Annotated in this window: 19 protein-coding genes, 4 tRNA genes and 1 pseudogene; 5 read left to right on the top strand and 19 right to left on the bottom strand. The window is 59.3% G+C overall.

Annotated features, from left to right (window positions below; genetic code table 11):
- Positions 1–3 precede the first annotated feature (3 nt).
- Positions 4–774, top strand: a complete 771-nt coding sequence (locus tag J2Y56_RS27135) for a 2OG-Fe(II) oxygenase (protein ID WP_310353848.1) — start codon at positions 4–6, stop codon at positions 772–774.
- 1 nt (position 775) lies between these two features.
- Complete coding sequence (locus J2Y56_RS27130) at positions 776–1,414, top strand: LysE family translocator (protein WP_007945773.1); 639 nt, start codon at positions 776–778, stop codon at positions 1,412–1,414.
- Between the two features lie 117 nt (positions 1,415–1,531).
- Here the strand turns inward: J2Y56_RS27130 and J2Y56_RS27125 are convergent.
- The 4 genes from J2Y56_RS27125 to J2Y56_RS27110 all read right to left on the bottom strand — a co-directional run bounded on the left by J2Y56_RS27125 (position 1,532) and on the right by J2Y56_RS27110 (position 1,945).
- A tRNA-Gly gene (locus J2Y56_RS27125) sits at positions 1,532–1,607 on the bottom strand.
- 3 nt (positions 1,608–1,610) lie between these two features.
- Positions 1,611–1,686: transfer RNA gene (locus J2Y56_RS27120), tRNA-Glu, on the bottom strand.
- 105 nt (positions 1,687–1,791) lie between these two features.
- Positions 1,792–1,867, bottom strand: a tRNA-Gly gene (locus tag J2Y56_RS27115).
- Positions 1,868–1,869: 2 nt separating this feature from the next.
- Positions 1,870–1,945: transfer RNA gene (locus tag J2Y56_RS27110), tRNA-Glu, on the bottom strand.
- Between the two features lie 378 nt (positions 1,946–2,323).
- On the opposite strand from J2Y56_RS27110, the gene J2Y56_RS27105 reads away from it, so the two are divergent.
- The gene (locus tag J2Y56_RS27105) at positions 2,324–3,094 is read left to right on the top strand and encodes a hypothetical protein (RefSeq protein WP_007945774.1); all 771 of its coding nucleotides are present in this window, start codon (positions 2,324–2,326) and stop codon (positions 3,092–3,094) included.
- A 141-nt stretch (positions 3,095–3,235) separates the two neighbouring features.
- Here the strand turns inward: J2Y56_RS27105 and J2Y56_RS28600 are convergent, their stop codons facing one another.
- The 4 genes and pseudogenes from J2Y56_RS28600 to J2Y56_RS27090 all read right to left on the bottom strand — a co-directional run bounded on the left by J2Y56_RS28600 (position 3,236) and on the right by J2Y56_RS27090 (position 7,646).
- Positions 3,236–4,099: a methyl-accepting chemotaxis protein gene (locus J2Y56_RS28600; RefSeq protein WP_405046887.1), complete on the bottom strand. Its 864-nt coding sequence runs from the start codon at positions 4,097–4,099 to the stop codon at positions 3,236–3,238.
- Positions 4,097–5,149 (bottom strand): annotated as a pseudogene (locus tag J2Y56_RS28595) (HAMP domain-containing protein); the annotation flags it as partial. The pseudogene J2Y56_RS28595 and the gene J2Y56_RS28600, both read right to left, overlap by 3 nt.
- A gap of 159 nt (positions 5,150–5,308) precedes the next feature.
- Positions 5,309–6,700, bottom strand: coding sequence for a PLP-dependent aminotransferase family protein (locus J2Y56_RS27095; protein ID WP_310353841.1), 1,392 nt, complete (start codon positions 6,698–6,700; stop codon positions 5,309–5,311).
- A 184-nt stretch (positions 6,701–6,884) separates the two neighbouring features.
- Complete coding sequence (locus J2Y56_RS27090) at positions 6,885–7,646, bottom strand: SDR family oxidoreductase (protein ID WP_310353837.1); 762 nt, start codon at positions 7,644–7,646, stop codon at positions 6,885–6,887.
- A gap of 237 nt (positions 7,647–7,883) precedes the next feature.
- Here J2Y56_RS27090 and J2Y56_RS27085 point away from each other — a divergent pair, with 237 nt between their 5' ends.
- Entirely contained in the window at positions 7,884–8,888 is a 1,005-nt protein-coding gene (locus J2Y56_RS27085) for an NADP-dependent oxidoreductase (RefSeq protein ID WP_310333891.1), read from the top strand.
- A gap of 138 nt (positions 8,889–9,026) precedes the next feature.
- Here J2Y56_RS27085 and pyrF read toward each other — a convergent pair whose 3' ends face one another.
- The 11 genes from pyrF to J2Y56_RS27030 all read right to left on the bottom strand — a co-directional run bounded on the left by pyrF (position 9,027) and on the right by J2Y56_RS27030 (position 18,605).
- Positions 9,027–9,725, bottom strand: a complete 699-nt coding sequence (pyrF, locus tag J2Y56_RS27080; RefSeq protein WP_007949491.1) for an orotidine-5'-phosphate decarboxylase — start codon at positions 9,723–9,725, stop codon at positions 9,027–9,029.
- A gap of 130 nt (positions 9,726–9,855) precedes the next feature.
- Positions 9,856–10,911 carry an AI-2E family transporter gene (locus J2Y56_RS27075; RefSeq protein WP_007949492.1) on the bottom strand — a complete coding sequence of 352 codons (1,056 nt, stop codon included), beginning with the start codon at positions 10,909–10,911 and terminating at the stop codon, positions 9,856–9,858.
- Positions 10,912–10,979: 68 nt separating this feature from the next.
- Complete coding sequence (locus J2Y56_RS27070) at positions 10,980–11,786, bottom strand: DUF4892 domain-containing protein (protein ID WP_310353834.1); 807 nt, start codon at positions 11,784–11,786, stop codon at positions 10,980–10,982.
- Between the two features lie 8 nt (positions 11,787–11,794).
- On the bottom strand, positions 11,795–12,454 hold the full coding sequence (locus tag J2Y56_RS27065) for a glutathione S-transferase N-terminal domain-containing protein (protein ID WP_310353832.1): 660 nt from the start codon (positions 12,452–12,454) through the stop codon (positions 11,795–11,797).
- Positions 12,455–12,504: 50 nt separating this feature from the next.
- On the bottom strand, positions 12,505–13,359 hold the full coding sequence (locus J2Y56_RS27060; RefSeq protein ID WP_007949496.1) for an alpha/beta hydrolase: 855 nt from the start codon (positions 13,357–13,359) through the stop codon (positions 12,505–12,507).
- Positions 13,356–14,162: an alpha/beta fold hydrolase gene (locus J2Y56_RS27055; RefSeq protein ID WP_007949497.1), complete on the bottom strand. Its 807-nt coding sequence runs from the start codon at positions 14,160–14,162 to the stop codon at positions 13,356–13,358. The genes J2Y56_RS27060 and J2Y56_RS27055 overlap by 4 nt, the downstream gene beginning before the upstream one ends.
- 241 nt (positions 14,163–14,403) lie before the next feature.
- On the bottom strand, positions 14,404–14,847 hold the full coding sequence (locus J2Y56_RS27050) for a hotdog fold thioesterase (RefSeq protein ID WP_007949498.1): 444 nt from the start codon (positions 14,845–14,847) through the stop codon (positions 14,404–14,406).
- Positions 14,848–14,879: 32 nt separating this feature from the next.
- Positions 14,880–16,547, bottom strand: coding sequence for an AMP-binding protein (locus J2Y56_RS27045; RefSeq protein ID WP_310333895.1), 1,668 nt, complete (start codon positions 16,545–16,547; stop codon positions 14,880–14,882).
- A gap of 204 nt (positions 16,548–16,751) precedes the next feature.
- Positions 16,752–17,204: a phosphohistidine phosphatase SixA gene (sixA, locus tag J2Y56_RS27040; RefSeq protein ID WP_007949500.1), complete on the bottom strand. Its 453-nt coding sequence runs from the start codon at positions 17,202–17,204 to the stop codon at positions 16,752–16,754.
- Positions 17,201–17,548 (bottom strand): DUF4389 domain-containing protein, encoded by a 348-nt coding sequence (locus tag J2Y56_RS27035; RefSeq protein WP_007949501.1) that lies wholly within the window; start codon positions 17,546–17,548, stop codon positions 17,201–17,203. Before J2Y56_RS27035 ends, sixA begins: the two co-directional genes overlap by 4 nt.
- 31 nt (positions 17,549–17,579) lie before the next feature.
- On the bottom strand, positions 17,580–18,605 hold the full coding sequence (locus tag J2Y56_RS27030; protein WP_007949502.1) for an NAD(P)H-dependent glycerol-3-phosphate dehydrogenase: 1,026 nt from the start codon (positions 18,603–18,605) through the stop codon (positions 17,580–17,582).
- Positions 18,606–18,801: 196 nt separating this feature from the next.
- Between J2Y56_RS27030 and J2Y56_RS27025 the strand changes: the two genes are divergently transcribed.
- Positions 18,802–19,412, top strand: a 611-nt coding sequence (locus tag J2Y56_RS27025; RefSeq protein WP_310353827.1) for a TonB-dependent receptor plug domain-containing protein, incomplete at its 3' end; no start/stop codon positions are given.

Genomic DNA, 19,412 nt, shown 5'->3' with positions numbered 1-19,412 from the left:
GACATGATGCTTGACGTCGAGCGTCTCGATGAGACGTGCATAAAAAAACTGGTCACTGAAGAAGTCCTCGCCATTCGCCTCAAAGGCTTGTTGCCCCCGCCGCTGGCGATTCAGATTGGCGACAAGATCCTTGCCCCGGGCTTCGAAGGCTATATCAATGCGCCGAGCATCGGCCGTATCGGCATGGCGTTTTATGAAGCGGAGAACCGGCCGCTGCTGATCGAGGACTACTTCGAACGGGCCACGCACAACATTGCGGAATTGCGTAACCGTTGCGCGCCCTATTCGTCCCCGGTCGACACCCTGCGCTGCATGCTCGACGAATCCTGGCCGGCGGGTGCGCACCTGGAAAACCTCTACGGTCGCAAAATGTATGTCGGGCTCTCACGGGTGGTGAAGCCGGGGGTGTGCTTCCTCGCCCACCACGACATTTTCGCCAAGGACGCCCCGGACAGCTATCAGGCCAGAAGCCTGGAGGCACAGTTCGCCTGCAATGTTTACCTGAACATGCCGACCGAGGGCGGTGTGCTTCAGGTGTGGGACGACGACATTTCGCCGGATCAGTTCGACGATATGCGCGGCGACAGTTATGGCATCGATCCCGCGCTGCTGGGCCCACCGGCCCTGGAGATACGTCCTGAGCCAGGCGATTTCATCATGTTCAATTCGCGTCGCATGCACTCGGTGACACCGGGCGTGGCGGATCCGCGACTGAGTCTTTCGTTCTTTGTCGGTTACCGCGGCAATGCTTCACCCCTTACCTTCTGGAGTTGAGATGCTTTCGAATTACCTGGGCGAATTTCTGGCGCTGGCGACTATTCATTTTCTGGCCGTGGTCGCACCCGGACCGGATTTCGCCGTAACCATTCGTCAGAGCGTGCGTTTCGGCCGGTGGGTGGGCATCTGCACGGCGCTGGGCATCGGCGCGGGGATTTCCGTGCACGTGCTGTACACGGTGCTTGGGGTCGGCGCGCTGATGCATACAACGCCTTGGCTGATGACGGTAGCCAAGGTCGCGGGCGGCGCCTACATTTTGTACCTCGGTGTCAGCCTGTTGCGCAGCCAACCCCAATCCGCGCTTGAGGGTGATAAAGGTTCGGACGAGCCCCTCGCCGAACAAACGCTGTTGAAGGCATTTACTACCGGGTTTCTGACCAACGCGACCAATCCCAAGGCGACACTGTTTTTCCTGGCGATATTCACCACAGTCATCAGCGCCACCACGCCACTGAAAGTCCAGGCGCTTTATGGGGTCTGGATGTGTTTTGTGAATGCATTGTGGTTTGTGATCGTCGCGCTGTTCTTTTCCAGTGCCCGGGTGCGAGTGCTGTTCATGCGCCTGGGCCATTGGTTTGAACGAACAATGGGGGTGATTCTGATCCTGTTTGCCGGGCGTCTGATCCTGTCGATGTAAAAACATCAGACGTAAAAGGCCCGCGCAGTCTGACTGGCGGGCCTTTTTTCAGCATGAATGCCAAACAACGCACAAACAAAAACGCCGCTCATTACTGAGCGGCGTTTTTGTTAAATATGGAGCGGGAAACGAGACTCGAACTCGCGACCCCGACCTTGGCAAGGTCGTGCTCTACCAACTGAGCTATTCCCGCAAATGGCGTCCCCTAGGGGACTCGAACCCCTGTTACCGCCGTGAAAGGGCGGTGTCCTAGGCCACTAGACGAAGGGGACACGCTAACTGAAACACATGGTGTGTATTTCAGTGCCCAAATCCGCATCCGAAGATGTCGGTTCTGGTTTCACTCAACGCCGCCCGAAAGCAACGCTGTTTAAAAATGGAGCGGGAAACGAGACTCGAACTCGCGACCCCGACCTTGGCAAGGTCGTGCTCTACCAACTGAGCTATTCCCGCATTGGCGTCCCCTAGGGGACTCGAACCCCTGTTACCGCCGTGAAAGGGCGGTGTCCTAGGCCACTAGACGAAGGGGACACACGTACAACATTCACTCCCTACCGCGTTTCGCTGTGTGCTTTACGCTGTAAGTGGCGCGCATTCTATGGATGGATTGAGGGGTCGTCAACCCCCAGTTATAAATTTATTTAAATCAATGACTTCGCCCTGCTTTCAGACAGGTTTCAGGCTTTTGCGTAGCCAGGCCTTTGACGCCTATTTTCCGACCTCCATCAAGGCGCTATAGTCATGCTGTCAGGATGATGGCAATTCGAAATCTATTGGCCACCATTTATATAAGCAGTACAACGGCCGATACCTATATGAGCCATAACTGATTCAAGTCGTCGAGCGGCCTGTGCACATCAAAGCCCAAGCCACTACTTTCGAACGCGAACCCAATAAGAGGTCTTACCGGTGACACCACTCATGATCACCCTGCTAGTCGTAGCCGGGATCGCACTATTGATCGCCATTGGCTACATGAACCATGTGGTGGAAAACACCAAGCTGGAAAAGGCCCGCACCAAGGTTGAGCTCAACGACCGATTGCGCCGTTGCGGCGAAATCACCGAGACCTTTCCCGGCCAGTTGATGACATCGGCACTCAAGCTGTTGTTGACCCGACTGGAACTCAACGTCTGTCAGCGCCTGCTCAACCTGGAAAAAACCAGCTCCAACCTCAAGGCGCGGATTACCGAGCTGGAGGCCCTTGCTGCCCAGGGCGAGTCAATCCCGGTCAACAACCCTCCTTCACCGATCCAGACCGAAGCCAAGGCCAAGGACGTACGCTTCCTGCTCGAAGCCCTGCATGGCCAAATCACCCGCGCCGCCCAGGACGGTTTCCTGCCGACCAACGAAGCCAAGCGCTGGATCCGCGAAGTCCGTCATATCCTGGTGCTGCTGCACATCGAATTCTTCAACAACCTGGGCCAGCAATGCTTGCAACAAAACCAGCCAGGCCAAGCGCGTCTGGCGTTCGAACGCGGCGTGCAATACTTGCGCAAACAACAGGAGCCTCAAGCCTACGCCGAGCAACTGGAGTACCTGGAGAAACTCCTGGCTCGTGCCAACACCATGGTGATGGACAACATCGCTGCGGTTGAGGGTGAGGCCAACCAGCTGAACGTAGGCCTTAAAAAAGTCGACGCCGATGCCGACTGGAAAAAGCGAGTGATCTACGACTGATCAGCACAAACAGAAAAGCCACCGAAACGGTTAATGCCAGTCAGTTTAGAAGTGTTGGTCTCAACACATCCTGGTAGCAGCTGGCGAAGCCTGCGTTCGGCTCGGGCCGCGTGACGGCATAACTGACTGGTATTAGGGTTTTCAGAGCCGGAAGTGCCCCACCATCCCTTTGAGTTCGAGCCCCAGCTGAGCCAGCTCAATGCTGGACGCCGCGTTGCCCTGCATCGCCAGCGATGACTGATCCGCGCTCGCCCGAATACTCGTGACGCTGCGATTAATCTCCTCAGCCACCGAACTCTGCTCCTCGGCTGCTGCGGCAATCTGCTGGTTCATCTGCTGAATCAACGACACCGCCGCCGCAATACTTCCCAACGCACTTTCAGTCTGCAACGCATCACTGACGGCCAGTTTTACGAGCTCGCCGCTGTTTTGAATCTGCTGTACCGACGACTGTGCGGCCGAGCGCAAGGCACTGACCAGACGTTCGATCTCCTCGGTCGATTGCCGGGTACGCCTGGCCAGTGCCCGGACTTCATCGGCCACCACGGCAAACCCCCTGCCCTGCTCGCCCGCCCGCGCGGCCTCGATCGCTGCGTTGAGCGCCAACAGGTTGGTTTGCTCGGCGACACTTTTGATCACGCCAAGCACCGTACCGATGTTCTGGATTTCTGCGCTCAGGCTTTCAATGCTGGAACTGGCCGACGTCGCCGAAATTGCCAGTTGCTCGATGCGCGCCATGCTCTGGCGCACCACTTGCTGACCACTTTCAACCTTGCCATCCGCGGTCTGTGCAGCTTGCGCGGCCTCTTCGGCGTTACGCGCCACGTCGTGCACCGTCGCCGTCATCTGGTTCATCGCCGTGGCGACCTGCTCGGTTTCTTCCTTCTGGCTGCTGACTTCCAGATTGGTCTGCTCGGTCACTGCCGACAGCGAATGCGCTGAATTCGCCAATTGCTCGATACCGGCCTGCAAACCACTGACGATACGGCTGAGCCCGGCCCCCATCTGTTGCATCGCCTGCATCAATTGGCCGATCTCGTCACGGCGAGTGACTTCAACCGTTGCACTCAAATCACCCGCAGCGATCTGTTGAGCCACACGGATCACACTGCGCAGCGGTGCCACGATCAACCGGGTTATCACCCACGCCGCCACCAGCCCGACCAGCAATGCCAAGGCCGAGGAACCGAGGATCAGCAACGCGTTCTTTTTCAGCTCGGCCTGCATCGACCGGTCTTCGGCGACGTAGGCTTGATCCACCCGCTCCACCACTTGTGCGGCGCGCTGATGCAGTTGTTGGTAGACGACTTTCTCCTGGGCCAACAGACCGGTGTACTCCGTGAGTTTTTCACTGAAGCTGCCGATGTGGCCGGTCACTTCATTGAGGACCGTCTGATAGCCCTCATCCTTGACCGTGGTTTTCAACTGCCCGGCCTGAGTCAATGCCTGATCCGCCTGTTCGATCTTGCCTTGGCCCGCGCTGTCGTCGCCCTTGCGACCCTGGTCCAGACGCACCCGCGCTTCGTTCATGGCTTGCAACATCAAACGCGAGACCTGGCTGACTTGACTGGCCTGTTCGAGAAACTGCCCACCGTCCTTGCCCTCGGATTGCTTCAAGGTATAGGCACCGTCATCGGCCAGGCCGGCTTGCAGCACATCAAGGTTATTGGCCACGCTGGACACCGACCAACTGGCCATTTCCAGCGCCAGGTCCTTGGCCTGACTCAGCGAGACAAACTCATCGAACGCCTTGCGATAGGCGCCCAGCGACTGCTCGACGTCATTCATCACTGGCACGTTAGCCGTCGATGCAGCCTTGAGCCCGGTCGCCAGAGCAATCAGACCATCAACGCCCTCGCGCAGGGCATCCGCGGTTTTCGGGTTACCGTGCAAGGCGTACTCCTGCTCCAGCAGCCGCACCTTGAGCAAACCACTATTGAGCGATGACATCTGCTTGAGCCCATCGAAGCGCTGACTGATGGTTTGCAGGGACCACACGCCGATGGCGGCGACCAGCGCAGTCAACAGCAGCACCAGTACGAACCCGACACCCATTTTCTTTGCCATACCGAGGTTGGCGAAACGTCCTTGCACGGCCGAAATCATTGCGCGTAGTCCCCTGACATAGTCTGTTGACGCAGGGTCGCAACGGGCCTGTGCCAGCACAAGTCTCTGGCGCCACAATAATGGCAAAAAGCTACGCCCGCGTCGTTTTCAGAATGCCTGAGGTCGATTCGCAGCGGTGGCCTGAAAAAATGCCCGCGCCCGAGGATCACAGGCATAAGCCACATTGATGCGCTGCCAGTCCGTGGCCTCAACGCCGGGGCTGAAGGCTGTAGCTGAAGACAGCAACACCCCGAAGCGTCGGGCCTGCTTGTGTACCTGAGCGAAGCTGGCGCCGCGTGACCGCGCCCAGATGAACAGACCACCCACCGGCTTGCCGAAAACTTCCCAGTCGGCATCTTCGAGCACATGCAGGGCCGCTTCTCTGTCGGTGTTCAATCGCTGACGCAGACGCTGAACCAGTTTGCGATACGCGCCGCTGGCCAACAGGCAAGCCAGCACTGCTTCGCAGAACCTTGAAGTGCCCATGCTGCTGGTCATCTTGACCTCGGCCAGTCGCGACACCATCGTGTCACTGGCCACGACAAAGCCGACGCGCAATGAACTGCTGAGGGTCTTGGAGTAACTGCCGACGTAAATCACATTGTCGTCGATCCCCATCGCCGCGAGGCGAGTGCCGGGGCCGCGGTGCAAATCGGCATAGACGTCATCTTCGATCACCAGCACGCCATGGGCTCTGGTCAATTGCAGCACCCGCTGCACAACGACGGGTGTCAGGCTACTGCCGGTCGGGTTGTGGTAGAAACTATTGATAAACAGCGCACGGGGCCGGTGCTTCACCAACATCGCTTCCAACGCCTGCGTGTCAGTCCCTCGCGGGGTGCGCGGCACCTCGATCATCGTCACGCCGTTGAGCCTGAGCAGGTCGAACAACAGTGAGTACCCCGGACTTTCCACCACCACGCAATCGCCCGGTTTGAGCAACGTGCGCACGATCAGATCGAGCCCGTGAGTCGCCCCGGTCGTGGTCACAATCCTTCTGTCACCCACTTCAATGTCGAGTTGCTGGAGACGTTTGAGGATTTGCTCGCGCAAGGCGGGTAAACCCAGCGGCGTGCTGTAGTTGAACAGCCCGGCCATGTCGATGCGGCTCACCTGACGGATTGCGTAGGTCAAATCGTCAGTTTCACGCCAACTCTCGGGCAGGTCGCCACAGCCCAGTTTGAGGTCACCCGAGGCGCCGCCCTGCGTCACATCAGCTCCTTCGAACCAAGGGCAACTCTGTCGCCCCTCAGCAGCCAGCGCAGGCATGGCAACCATGAAACCTGCACCCTGCCGCGGTGCCAGCACGCCTTGAGCTACCAGGCGTTCACAGGCTTCGACGACGCTGGATTGACTGAGCAGATTGGCCCGTGCGATTTGCCGCGCAGAAGGTAAACGCGCTCCCGGCAATACCCCATCCTGACGGGCCCAGCCGGCCAACGCATCGACGATTTGCTGCACGACCGGCACCAAGGCCTGTCGATCGATTCTCAATTCCATGAGCAAGCACACTCCTGTCCGTTTTGCGGGAAACAGTTAATCACAGGAGTGCTGGATCAGACGTGCGACAACGCCGCTAAATCCCTCGGTTCTAACCCTTTGAAACACATTGCCCAACCCCGTCACGGAACTGTAAAAAAACCCGCACAAGTACGGGTGTTTTCCTACGTTGCAACACCTGACTTCAAAACGCCGTAACGCCCCCATCCACTGCCAGCGAATGGCCGGTAGTGAATGCTGCGCCGTCGCTGCACAGGTACAGCACAGCGCTGGCAATTTCCTCGACTTTGCCGATGCGCCCCACCGGGTGCATGGTGTTGGCAAACTCGCCCTTCTTCGGGTCCGCTTCATAGGCACGGCGGAACATGTCGGTGTCGATCACCGCCGGGCATACCGCATTCACGCGAATTTTCTTCTTGGCATACTCGATCGCTGCTGATTTGGTCAGCCCGATCACCGCATGTTTGGACGCCGCATAAATACTCATCTTCGGTGCCGCCCCCAGGCCCGCTACCGAAGCGGTGTTGACGATCGCACCGCCGCCCTGGGCCAACAACAAGGGCAATTGATACTTCATGCACAACCAGACGCCTTTGACGTTGACGCCCATGATCGCGTCGAACTCATCCAGTGTGCCGTCGGCGAGTTTGCCTTTCTCGATCTCGATGCCGGCATTGTTGAAGGCATAGTCCAGACGGCCGTAGGTATTCACCACTTCGTCCATCAGATTTTTTACATCGCTTTCCAGCGTGACGTTGCAACGCACGAAGGTCGCTTCGCCACCCGCGGTACGAATCAGCGCCACGGTGCCTTCGCCGCCGGCGGTGTCCATGTCGGCCACCACCACTTTCAACCCTTCGGCCGCGAACGCCTGGGCGGTCGCACGGCCAATACCGTTGGCAGCGCCAGTCACCACGGCGACCTGGCCGGAAAACGTCATGCTCATTGTTATGTCCTCGAAGAGAAGAATTTGGGGGATTGCCTGGGTTTCAGTCTAGGCATGGAGGGCTTCAGCGCGGCAGCACTATCAGAAGGCCGGTTGGGTGGCCATGCGTGGCAGTGATAGAACACCGACCCTGACTATCACTGCACTGGATCGATGTGCATTCGCCGCATCAGCCAAACTTGCGGCATTGAGCATGAAGGGCTATCAACAAGGCTTCATTCATCTTGAGTGCCTGTCATGACTACCCAGACCAATCGCCAGTTCCTGCTCGCCAAACGTCCGGTGGGCGCGGCGACCCGCGAGACCTTTACCTATCAGGAAGTACCGGTCGGCGAGCCGGCGACGGGTCAGATTCTGGTCAAAAACGAATACCTGTCCCTTGACCCTGCCATGCGCGGCTGGATGAACGAGGGCAAGTCCTACATCCCGCCAGTGGGGCTGGGTGAAGTGATGCGCGCATTGGGCGTCGGCAAAGTCGTGGCCTCGAATAATCCAGGGTTTGCAGTCGGGGACTACGTCAACGGTGCCCTCGGCGTGCAGGATTACTTCCTTGGCGAACCCCGCGGTTTCTACAAGGTTGATCCGTCACTGGCACCATTGCCGCGCTACTTGTCTGCCCTTGGCATGACCGGGATGACCGCCTACTTCGCGCTGCTCGATGTCGGCGCGCCGAAAGCCGGTGACACCGTGGTGCTGTCGGGCGCGGCTGGCGCGGTGGGCAGCATTGCCGGGCAGATCGCCAAGATCAAAGGGTGTCGTGTGGTCGGGATTGCCGGCGGCGCGGACAAGTGTCAGTTCCTGATCGACGAATTGGGTTTTGACGGCGCCATCGACTACAAAAACGAGGACGTCATCGCCGGTCTTAAACGCGAATGCCCGAAAGGGGTCGACGTCTATTTCGATAACGTCGGCGGCGACATTCTCGATGCAGTGCTGAGCCGACTGAATATGAAGGCGCGCGTGGTCATTTGCGGCGCTATCAGCCAGTACAACAACAAGGAAGCGGTCAAGGGTCCGGCCAATTACCTGTCGTTGTTGGTCAACCGCGCGCGCATGGAAGGTTTTGTCGTGATGGACTACGCCACCCAGTTCGCCGTCGCCGGACAGGAAATGGCCGGCTGGATGGCCAAGGGGCAACTCAAGAGCAAGGAAGACATTGTTGACGGACTGGAGACATTCCCGGAGACGCTGATGAAATTGTTCAGCGGCGAGAATTTCGGGAAGTTGGTGTTGAAGGTCTGATCCAGAACTTTCAGTAACCACGAAACCCATGTGGGAGCGGGCTTGCTCGCGAATGCGGTGTGTCAGTCGACATCAACGTTGACTGACACACCGCATTCGCGAGCAAGCCCGCTCCCACATTTCATCTTCAGTGTTTGGTCAGGCGAGTTCGGCCACTACGGCGGCGAGTGCCTTGGCCGGATCCGCTGCCTGGCTGATCGGACGACCAATCACCAGGTAATCGGAACCGGCGTCCAGCGCCTGACGCGGGGTCAGGATGCGGCGTTGATCGTCTTGCGCACTGCCGGCGGGACGAATGCCAGGGGTCACCAGTTGCAACGACGGGTGCGCCGACTTCAAGGCCCGGGCTTCCAGTGCCGAACATACCAGACCGTCCATCCCGGCTTTTTCCGCCAGTGCGGCCAGGCGCAACACTTGCTCCTGCGGATCGATGTCCAGACCGATACCCGCCAGGTCTTCACGCTCCATGCTGGTGAGCACGGTCACGCCGATCAGCAGCGGTTTAGGCCCGCTACGCTGGTCCAGCACTTCACGGCAGGCCGCCATCATGCGCAGGCCGCCCGAGCAATGAACGTTGACCATCCACACGCCCATTTCTGCAGCGGCCTTCACGGCCATGGCGGTGGTGTTCGGGATGTCGTGGAATTTCAGGTCCAGGAACACTTCGAAACCCTTGTCACGCAAGGTGCCAACGATTTCCGAGGCGCAGCTGGTGAACAGTTCCTTGCCGACTTTTACCCGGCACAGTTTTGGGTCCAACTGGTCGGCCAGCTTCAGTGCGGCGTCACGGGTGGGGAAATCCAGGGCGACGATGATAGGAGTCTGGCAGACGGACATGTGCGGGCTCTCAGGCAGGACGAAATCGGCGCGCATTGTAGCGGAACCAGCGGCGCTGCGGGACCCGATGATCGGTAATTCGTCGTCGGCGCGCTGGTAAGTCTAGTCTTTTGGAGCCGCTACAAAGCATTTAAGGCCGGCGATCTTCTACCCGCGCCTGACTCTTGCTCCAGTCAGTCAGCAAGCTGTAAGCCACGGCCAACAATGTCGGGCCGATAAACAACCCGATAAAGCCGAACGCAATCAACCCGCCAAACACCCCCAACAACACAATCACCAACGGCAGATTCCCGCCCCGGCTGATCAGGTAGGGCTTCAGCACGTTGTCGACGCCGCTGATGATGAACGTGCCCCAGATCCCCAGGAATATCGCCATTCCATAATCACCCTTCCAGGCCAACCAGGCCGTAGCGGGAATCCACACCAGCGGCGGCCCCATCGGAATCAGGCTGAGCAAGAAGGTCACAATGCCCAGCACCAATGCCCCAGGCACCCCGGCGATCAGGAATCCGATCAACGCCAGCACCGCTTGCGCCGCTGCCGTACCGATGACACCGTTCACCACCCGCTGCACCGTGCCCGCCACCAAGTCGATGTAATACTCGGCGCGACGACCAATCAGGCGTTCCAGCAAGCTATGTACAAAGGTCGCCAGCCGCGGACCGTCGCGGTAGAAAAAGAACACAAACACGATACTCAGCGTCAGTTCGAGAATACCGCCGCCAATCTGCGCACTGCGCGCCAGCAGCCAGTTACCGACCTGCCCCAGATAGGGCTTGAGCGACGCCATCATTGCAGCGCCTTGCTGATCGATGCTGTTCCAGATCACCACCAACCGTGCGCCAACCAAAGGAATGCTGTGCAGCCAGTCCGGCGCCTCAGGCAGACCTTCGACCTGTACATCCTTGATAAACACCGTTGCGTCGCGCACATGGTCAGCAAGGTTGAAACCCAGCCACACCAGCGGCACCGCCACCAGCACCATCCAGCCGAGGGTCAGCAATGCGGCCGCCAGGGATTCACGGCCATTGAGCCAACGGGTCAACAAGCGCATCAACGGCCAACTGGCAAACGCCAGCACCGCGCCCCAGAACAGCGCAGACCAGAAGGGCGCCATCACCCAGAAGCTCGCGCCAAACAGCACCAGGAGCAGAATCTGCACCAACAGGCGATCGTTATTGGGCATGTAAAATCTCAAAAAAGTCAGTCAAAAAAAGGGTAGACGAACGCGCGATTCGCGCTCGCCTGTACAGCTTATCGCAACAGCTCGATATGCAGGCCAGAGCCTTCGAAGTTGCCGGCTTCCATTCGCGCCGCACGCACGCCCTGGGAGATCAGTGCCTCGCGCCAGGCTTCAGCCTTGGCTCCGGAAACACTGACTCGCAAGGTGGTGTCCAGGTTCAGCCCGCGAGAAATCAGACGCAGCCACGTGTCATCGGGATCAGCGACCAGTTTCGGAAAATCGAGTACGCCGGTACTTCTGAGCTGGCGCAGCAAGGTGGCGGAAGTCGGCAACAAATCGCCCAACGGTGCCGCCGCATTGAATTGTTCAACGTGCAGATAGGCTTTGCGATTGCCGCGAGTGATGCTGTAAAGCGCCACCAGAGCATTGTCCTGCGGTGCCGCCAGTCGCAGCAGCAAATACGCCTGCTGATCGTCAGCACCATAGAGCTTGGCATTGCCGAAGACTTCGTTGGCCCACAGACTGCTTTCGCCGCAATCGCGGGCATGGCACCAGAACAGCAACTCGGCGCCCTGCTTTTGCAAGGCTTCACGCGCAGCCGTAAAGGCTTCGTTGGAGGAGTGTTCCGCAGGCAACTCGTAAGTGACCGACGTGGTTAGCCCACGAGCGGTAACCTGACCGTCAAAGCGCAATTGGCCGCTGATCTTGCGGATGGACCCCAGCGGGTAGATCCGCTCAAGTTCGACGGCCGGACGATAATCGACGATCTGCGCATCTTCCATGCGCGGCAGGATCGGCAGGTCCTGACTGCCGGGAACATCGGCGGAAAACGATAAAGGACTGAAACAACACAGCGCCAGCAGACTGAGTGAACGCATGGATAGACTCATCGGATCAGCATGGCCTGGGCACCCTTGATGACGCTGGCATCGTCGATGCGTTCCGGCACCAGCAAACCGCGCTGCACCGCAGGGCGTGCCGCCATGGTTGCCATCCAGCGCTGCAAGGCCGTCAAGCCGTCGACCTCGACCCCGGACCACTCGTATCCACGGACCCACGGATACGTGGCGATGTCGGCAATGCTGTACTCGCCGGCCAGAAACGCTTCGGTTTGCAGGCGGGTATCGAGCACTTCATAGAGGCGTCGGGTTTCGTGTTGATAGCGGTCGATGGCGCCCTGGAGTTTTTCCGGAAAGTAGCGAAAAAACACGTTGGCCTGCCCTTGCATCGGGCCGATGCCACCCATCTGGAACATCAGCCATTGCATCACCAGCGAGCGCCCTTTCGGGTCCAGGGGCATCAGCTTGCCGGTCAATTCAGCGAGGTAAATCAGGATGGCGCCGGATTCAAACACGGCGAAATCGCCATTGGCGCGGTCGACAATCGCCGGTATCCGCCCATTGGGGTTGATCTTGAGGAAGTCCTCGGATTTCTGTTCCTTCTTGTCGAAACTCAGGGCATGCACCGTGTAGGGCAGGCCGAGTTCCTCGAGCACGATAGAGACCTTGTGGCCATTCGGGGTCGCAGCGGTGTAGAGATCTATCATGGTTGTCTCCCATTTCAACCCGCCCAGCCTCGACAGTTGCCCGGCGCAAGTCAAGGAACGGCGAAGAACCGATTGAAACAGTCTGCGACAAGGTCGGCGCCGGATTCGTCATTCAGGTGCAAATGATGACCGCCTGGCAGCTGTTCACGGCTAAAGGGTAGACGCTCCAGCAACTCGGGATGTTTGGCGAGCATGCCGTCCGCCGCGACGACCAGTTTGGCAGGACAACTGACCCGCTGGACGAACGCCATGGCCTGTTCGGTGGTCAGGCGCAACGGCGATGGCAGTGTCAGCCGGTTGTCGGTGCGCCAGGTGTAACCGCCCGGCACCGGCATCAACCCCCGCTGGGCCAGCAGCTCGGCGGCTTCACGACTGACGGCCACCAACCCTTTCATGCGCGCTTCAATGGCACGGTCGAGGGTGTTGTAGACCGGTTTTTGTTTCTCCCGTAAATCCAGCTGCGCTTGCAGGGCCATGCCCATGCGCTCGGCAGCATTTTCGCCTTTGTCTGTAGGAGGAATGATGCCGTCGATCAAGGCCAGGTGGGTGACGCGCTCCGGCATCGACCCGGCAATGATCAGAGAAGCGATCGCCCCCATGGAGTGCCCCATCAGCGCAAACTTCTTCAGGCCAAGCTGTTCGGCGACCTGCAATACGTCATGGGCGTAATCCCACATCGCATAACCGGCGCCGGGCGGACGATGACCGGAGTGACCGTGACCCGCCATGTCCAGGGCGATGATGCGCAGGCCATTGAGCTTGGGCGCCAGCCGGGCAAAGCTGTTGGCATTGTCCAGCCAGCCATGCAGCGCAATCACCGGCAGGCCGTCTTCAGGACCGAACAAGTGCGCCGCCAACTCGATGTGCGGCAGGCTCAGGCGGACTTCTTCGACGGCATTGTTCATGCGCAATCCTGTTGGCTGCGACTGTCCCAACGGCTGAACAGGTTTTTCAGCAGCGTGGCCGTGTCGTGTGGACGTTCAAGAGGAAACATGTGGCCACCCGGCACGGTCAGGGATTCACCCAACGGCATGCGTCCGACAGAGCTTGCATGGTGACGCATCACCACGCGGCTTTTATGCCCGCGCACCACCGCCAGCGGCACCTTCAGCTGACGTGTGCGACCGGGGCTGGTGTGGGGCACGCCACGATAGATGCTGATTTCCGTAGCGGGATTGAAACGCAGGCGCAGTTTGTCCCCGACTCTGTGCAAACCATGTTGCAGGTAGGCATCAAAGCACTCCGGATCAAAACTGCGAAACAGGGTTTTACCCGCAAAATAACGGCGGGCGCTTTCGATGTCGGCGAACTCTTCTCGACGCCCCAGGGTACGACCGGCCGGGGTCAAACGGTCGATAAAACCGAAACGCTTGGCCGCGCGGATGACCCATCGATCGGTCAGGGTCAGGACTGGGGAATCGAGCATCACCACGCCACGATACAACTCAGGGCAACGCAGCGCCGCGTGCAAGTGCAGCAAGCCACCAAAGGAATGGCCGACGCCCCACACCGGTTCCGCTTGTTGCTTGAGGTGATGGATCAGCTCGTCCACCAGGTTGTACCAATTGTCGTCCGCCGGAAAACGCGGGTCATGAGCGTGCTGCTCCAGATGCGTCACCTGATACTCGGGCGCCAGCGCCGCGAACAACTTGCCGTAGGTCCCTGAAGGAAAGCCATTGGCGTGGGCGAAAAATATCTGTTGCGACATACCGGCAAATCCATGAGCGAGAATAGCCGTTGATTGTCCGTAAGACGACGGCTGACAGCAATGACAGTAAGTGACAGGAATGATGACAGTCAGCTCACAAGAATGTCCGCAACGCTCATGAAGAACCCTGTAGCAGCTGTCGAGCCCCGCGAGGCAGCGTCTGGCGGCGCAGCCGTCGTAAACCCGGCAAAACCGCAGACGCAGCCTCGCGTTGCTCGACAGCTGCTATAGGGCATTGGGTTTACCGTACTGGTGGGTTCTCGCCCAGCGGCACAACCGCCATGGTCAACCGCGACACGCAACTGGCCTTGCCTTCATCGCTGGTCAAACGGATATCCCAAACATGCGTCGTGCGACCAATATGGATCGGTGTGGCCACGGCAGTCACCCGCCCACTGCGCAGTCCGCGCAAATGATTGGCGTTGATTTCCAGGCCCACGCAGTAAAACTTGCTGGCGTCGATGCACAGGTAGCTGGCCATTGAACCGACCGATTCGGCGAGCACCACCGAGGCCCCGCCATGCAGCAGGCCGTATGGCTGGTGAGTGCGGTGATCAACGACCATGCTCGCGGTCAGGGACCCTTCGTCGAATGCTTCGAAGCGAATATCCAGCACTTCGCCGATGGTGTTTTTCTGGATTGCATTCAAATGCTCGATATTAGGTGGGGTACGCCACAGACTCATCGCTACTTTCCTTTGTGGGTGTTGTTCTTCATTCAATCCTGCCACAGCACCGCCTCGCTGCGCTCGCTCCATTCTTCGAAGCGGGCGCCGTACGCTGCTTCGATCACGTTGCGCTTGATCTTCAGGGTCGGCGTCAGGAAACCGTTTTCCACGGCCCAGCTGTCCTTGACCACCACCAGACGCCGCAAGCGCTCATGTTTGTCGAGGACGCCATTGACCTCATCCAACAGTTTTTCCAGACTTGAATGCAGCCCGGCCCTCGCCGTTCCGCTGGCGTCTTGCTGCCCGACCGCCGACAACACACACAGTCCCAGCGGCGCGATCAAACCATCACCAACCACGCACACCTGCTCGATTCGTGAATGCACCGCCAGGCGATTTTCGATCGGAGCCGGTGCCACGTATTTGCCCTTGCTGGTCTTGAAGATTTCCTTCAAGCGTCCGGTCAGGCGCAGGTTGCCTTCTGCGTCCTCCTCGCCCTTGTCGCCGGTGCGCAGGAAGCCATCTTCGGTGATGGTTTCAGCGGTTTTCTGCCGTTCCTTAAAATAACCGAGCATGGTCGCGCCACTGCGCACCATGACCTCGCCCGACTCGTCGATCCGCACTTCAACCTCCGGGCAAGGCTTGCCGATCCAGCCGGGTTTGTTTTCGCCCGGCCGACAAATGTGGGAATAGCCGCAGCTCTCGGTCATGCCGTAGACCTCCAGCACATCCAGCCCCAGCTTGCGGTACCACAGCAACAAGGTTTGTGGCACGGGCGCCGCGCCCGACAAGGCAACGCGTAAGGCGTCCAGCCCCAGGCCGGCGAGGACTTTATGCCCGATCCGCTTGCCAATGAAGGGAAGGCCAAGCAGAAAATCGAGGCGTTTTGCGGGGATCTTGCTGTACACGCCCATCTGGAATTTGGTCCAGATCCGTGGCACTCCAAACAAGGCGGTGGGCCGCGCACGCTGCAAATCAGTCAGGAAGGTGTCGAGGCTCTCGGCAAAGAACACGGTTTGCCCGGTGTAAATCGATGCCATCTCAACGAACATGCGCTCGGCAACGTGGCACAGCGGCAAATAGGACAGTAGCCGGTCCGACTCGTTGAGACCAAACAACTGCGTACCGCGCGTGCTGGCGAAACCCAGATTACCAAAGCTATGCATCACGCCTTTGGGCAGCCCGGTGGTGCCTGACGTGTAAATAATGGTCGCCAACTGATCGGCGGTGGGCTTGGGGTCATCCTGGATGGGCGAACTGCGTTGCAGGTCGGCCCAGCTGAAATCGAAGGAGCCCGGCGGGTGCAGCGGCAGACTGATCGTCGGCAAGTCAGGGCTGACACCACGGGACATGCTTGGCCAGTCATCGAGTTTGCCGATGAACGCCAGCGCCGCTTCGGAGTGGTCGAGTACCTGAGACACGGATTCGGCGGTCAGGTTGGGGTACAGCGGCACAGAGACGTGCCCGGCCATCCAGATCGCCAGGTCGGCGATGATCCAGTGGGCACAGTTTTTCGAGATCAGAGCGATATGGCTGCCTTGCGGCAGATCGCGAGCCCGCAGCCAGTGCGCGGCGCAGCGTGCCTGATGGCCGACGTCGGCCCAGGACAGGGTCTCGACCTGCCCGCCGCCTGTGGGCTGGACCAGAAAACGCTGGCGTGGATGACGGGCCTCACGCTCGTAGAAAACATCCAGCGGCAAACGAAAAGCTGCAGACATGCGACTCGCTCCTGAATTTTTATTATGGAGCAAGCGTAGTCAACCAAGCGATTGCTTGGTTGACTATTTCACACAAAAACCAGCAACGCGCTGCCCCCTGTGGGAGCCGGGCTTGCCCGCGATGCAAGCACCGCGGTTCTTCAACCAGACCCCGTCGATGCTATCGCAGGCAAGCCAGCTCCCACAAAAGCCGAGGCCAAGCGGTTACGGGTGTTTGATGCCGTTGAGCTTCATCGACCCGATCAGCAGTTCATTGTTCTCAAGCTCGGCCAGGCCGGCGGTGCTGACTTTTTCCGGTGGAAAGCCGGCGCCGTGCTGCAGATAACTCAGCAGGTTGCCCACCAGCGGGTTGTGACTGACCAACAGGACATCACTGACTGACACGAGTTGTTCAGCCACCTTGTCCGGATCGGTTTCCGGGGTCAGCCACTCAACCGTGCGGATCTCAGGCTCGAAACCCAGAGTTTCACGCACCAACTGCGCGGTCTGCTGCGCACGCAGGTAAGGACTGGCGTAAATCGCGGTAAGGGGTTGACCGGCCAGTTCAGCGGTAATGCGCAGCACTTCTTCACGACCGTGGGCAGTCAATGCCCGTTCGGAATCAAGACGCTTGCCGTGTGGCTCCGCTTCACCATGACGCAATACCCAGACTTTCATAGTTTCGGTTCCTCATCTCGGGCCGGATGCGGCGCGGGCGCCACGACATGAGGCGCTTCACCTTCCGGTGTACGCGGCGTCGGCCAGTCGGCGAACGGCCAGGGCTTCTGGTCGCTGTGAAAGCTGGCGAAACGCCCGATCTGTGCCAGGAACTGGCTCAGGCTGTCACCGAAGTTCATCAGGCTGGCGCTCGGGGCGCCATAGAACAAACGATAGATCAGTTGCACCAGCACCAATGCGCCAAGGATGAACTGCGCCACTTGCCATACCAACAGGAAGACGATCATCCACAGCACCCGCAGCAGGATGGATTCGTACTTGGTTTCCAGTTTCGGATCGTTCATGTCGCGTTCCCCTGTTTTTTACAAAGCGTGCTTAGTTGAAACCGCTGGTTGAAATAAAGTCGACGTCGGTTTTCGGTTCGCCGCGCATCAACAACTCAATCACTTGATTAAGCGTGCGCCCTTCAAACAGGATAGCGTGCAGACCGGCGACCAGCGGCATATAGACGCCCACCTCCTGAGCCTTGGCCTTGAGCACTTTCAGCGTGTTCACACCTTCGGCGACTTCACCCAGACGGGTGACCGCGTCCTCCAGACTCAGGCCCTGACCCAAGGCAAACCCGACCTGGTAATTACGGCTTTTCGGTGACGAGCAGGTGACGATCAAATCGCCCACACCAGCTAGACCGAGAAAGGTCATCGGGTTGGCGCCCTGATTCACCGCAAAACGGGTCATTTCCGCCAGCGCCCGGGTGATCAGCATGCTCTTGGTGTTTTCGCCCATGCCCAACGCAACGGCCATGCCGGCAATGATTGCGTAAACGTTTTTCAGCGCCCCGCCCAACTCGACGCCAAACCGGTCAGCGCTGGCATACACGCGAAAGGTCCGGCCATGCAGCGCTGCCTGAACCCGCTGGCACAGCTCTTCGTCTTCGCTGGCGACCACGGTGGCGGTCAGTGCATGCTCGGCGATTTCACGGGCCAGGTTCGGTCCGGACAGCACGCCGATGCGCGCTTTCGGGGCGATTTCCTCGAGAATCTCGCTCATCAACTTGAACGTGTGGGCTTCGATGCCCTTGGTCAGGCTGACCAGCAGTTTGCCGCTCAACAGTTCGGCGTGCGGAACCAAAACCGAGCGCAATGCACTGGAGGGAAGCGCGACGAAACACAGGTCGCAGGCTGCCAGCGTGGCTTGCAGGTCCGTCACCGGTTCTACTGCCGCAAGAATCTTGATGCCTTTGAGGTAACGCGGGTTCTCGCGATTGACCCGAATGGCCTCGGCCTGTTCGGGGTCACGCATCCACTGCCGGACCTGATGGCCGTTTTCGGCCAGCAAATTAGCCACGGCGGTACCAAAACTTCCGCCTCCCAGGACCGCAATCGGGCGCTGTTCAGTCATATGCAATCCGTTAATCCATACCAGTGGCGATGTCGGCATTATACGGAGCGGCCCCGTGGCGGCCAGCCCCGGTTTCAATTACCAACGCTTGTAGGAAGAAGACCGATAAATCCTGGGAAAATGCTGGCATCGCGAATGGAAAAGTGATCGGGCTCGGTTAACATGCGCGCCAACTCACCACGATCAAGGGTATGACGTGTCGTTTGGTTCTCCTTCACCCCGCTCGCCGCTGGTGATGGCGCTGATCTTCAGCCCGTCCTTGCTGGCCGACGACCTGTTTCTCGATAACGAACCGCTCCCGCAAGTGCTGACAGCCACCCGCCTGAAGCAGTCGCCGGCGGCTGTTCCGGGAAGCATGACGGTGATCGACAGCGAACTGATCGTCGCCACAGGCGCACGCGACATCGCCGAATTGCTGCGACTGGTGCCGGGCATGATGGTCGGCAACATCACCGGCAATCAGGCCGCCGTGAACTACCACGGCACCAACGCCACCGCAGCCCGGCGCCTGCAAGTGCTGATCGACGGTCGCTCGGTGTACCGCGCGGGCCTGGCCACGGTGGACTGGAGTGATATTCCGGTGGCCATGGAAGACATCGAGCGCATTGAGGTTTTCCGTGGTCCGAACACCGTCAGCTATGGCGCCAATGCGCTGATGGCTGTGGTTAACATCATCACGCGCAACCCGGCCGACAGTCTTGGCACGCGTTTGAATCGGCATAGGAGGCGGCCATCTGGCCGCGCCCCTGCCACACCACCCGGCATGCGGGTCCGCACCGGGCGGTTCGAGAAGTTGAGGTCAGCAGA

The sequence above is a fragment of the Pseudomonas sp. BE134 genome (assembly GCF_031456105.1).
In the GTDB taxonomy this organism is placed as follows: Bacteria; Pseudomonadota; Gammaproteobacteria; order Pseudomonadales; family Pseudomonadaceae; genus Aquipseudomonas.
This window is presented reverse-complemented; position numbering and strand designations above follow the sequence as displayed.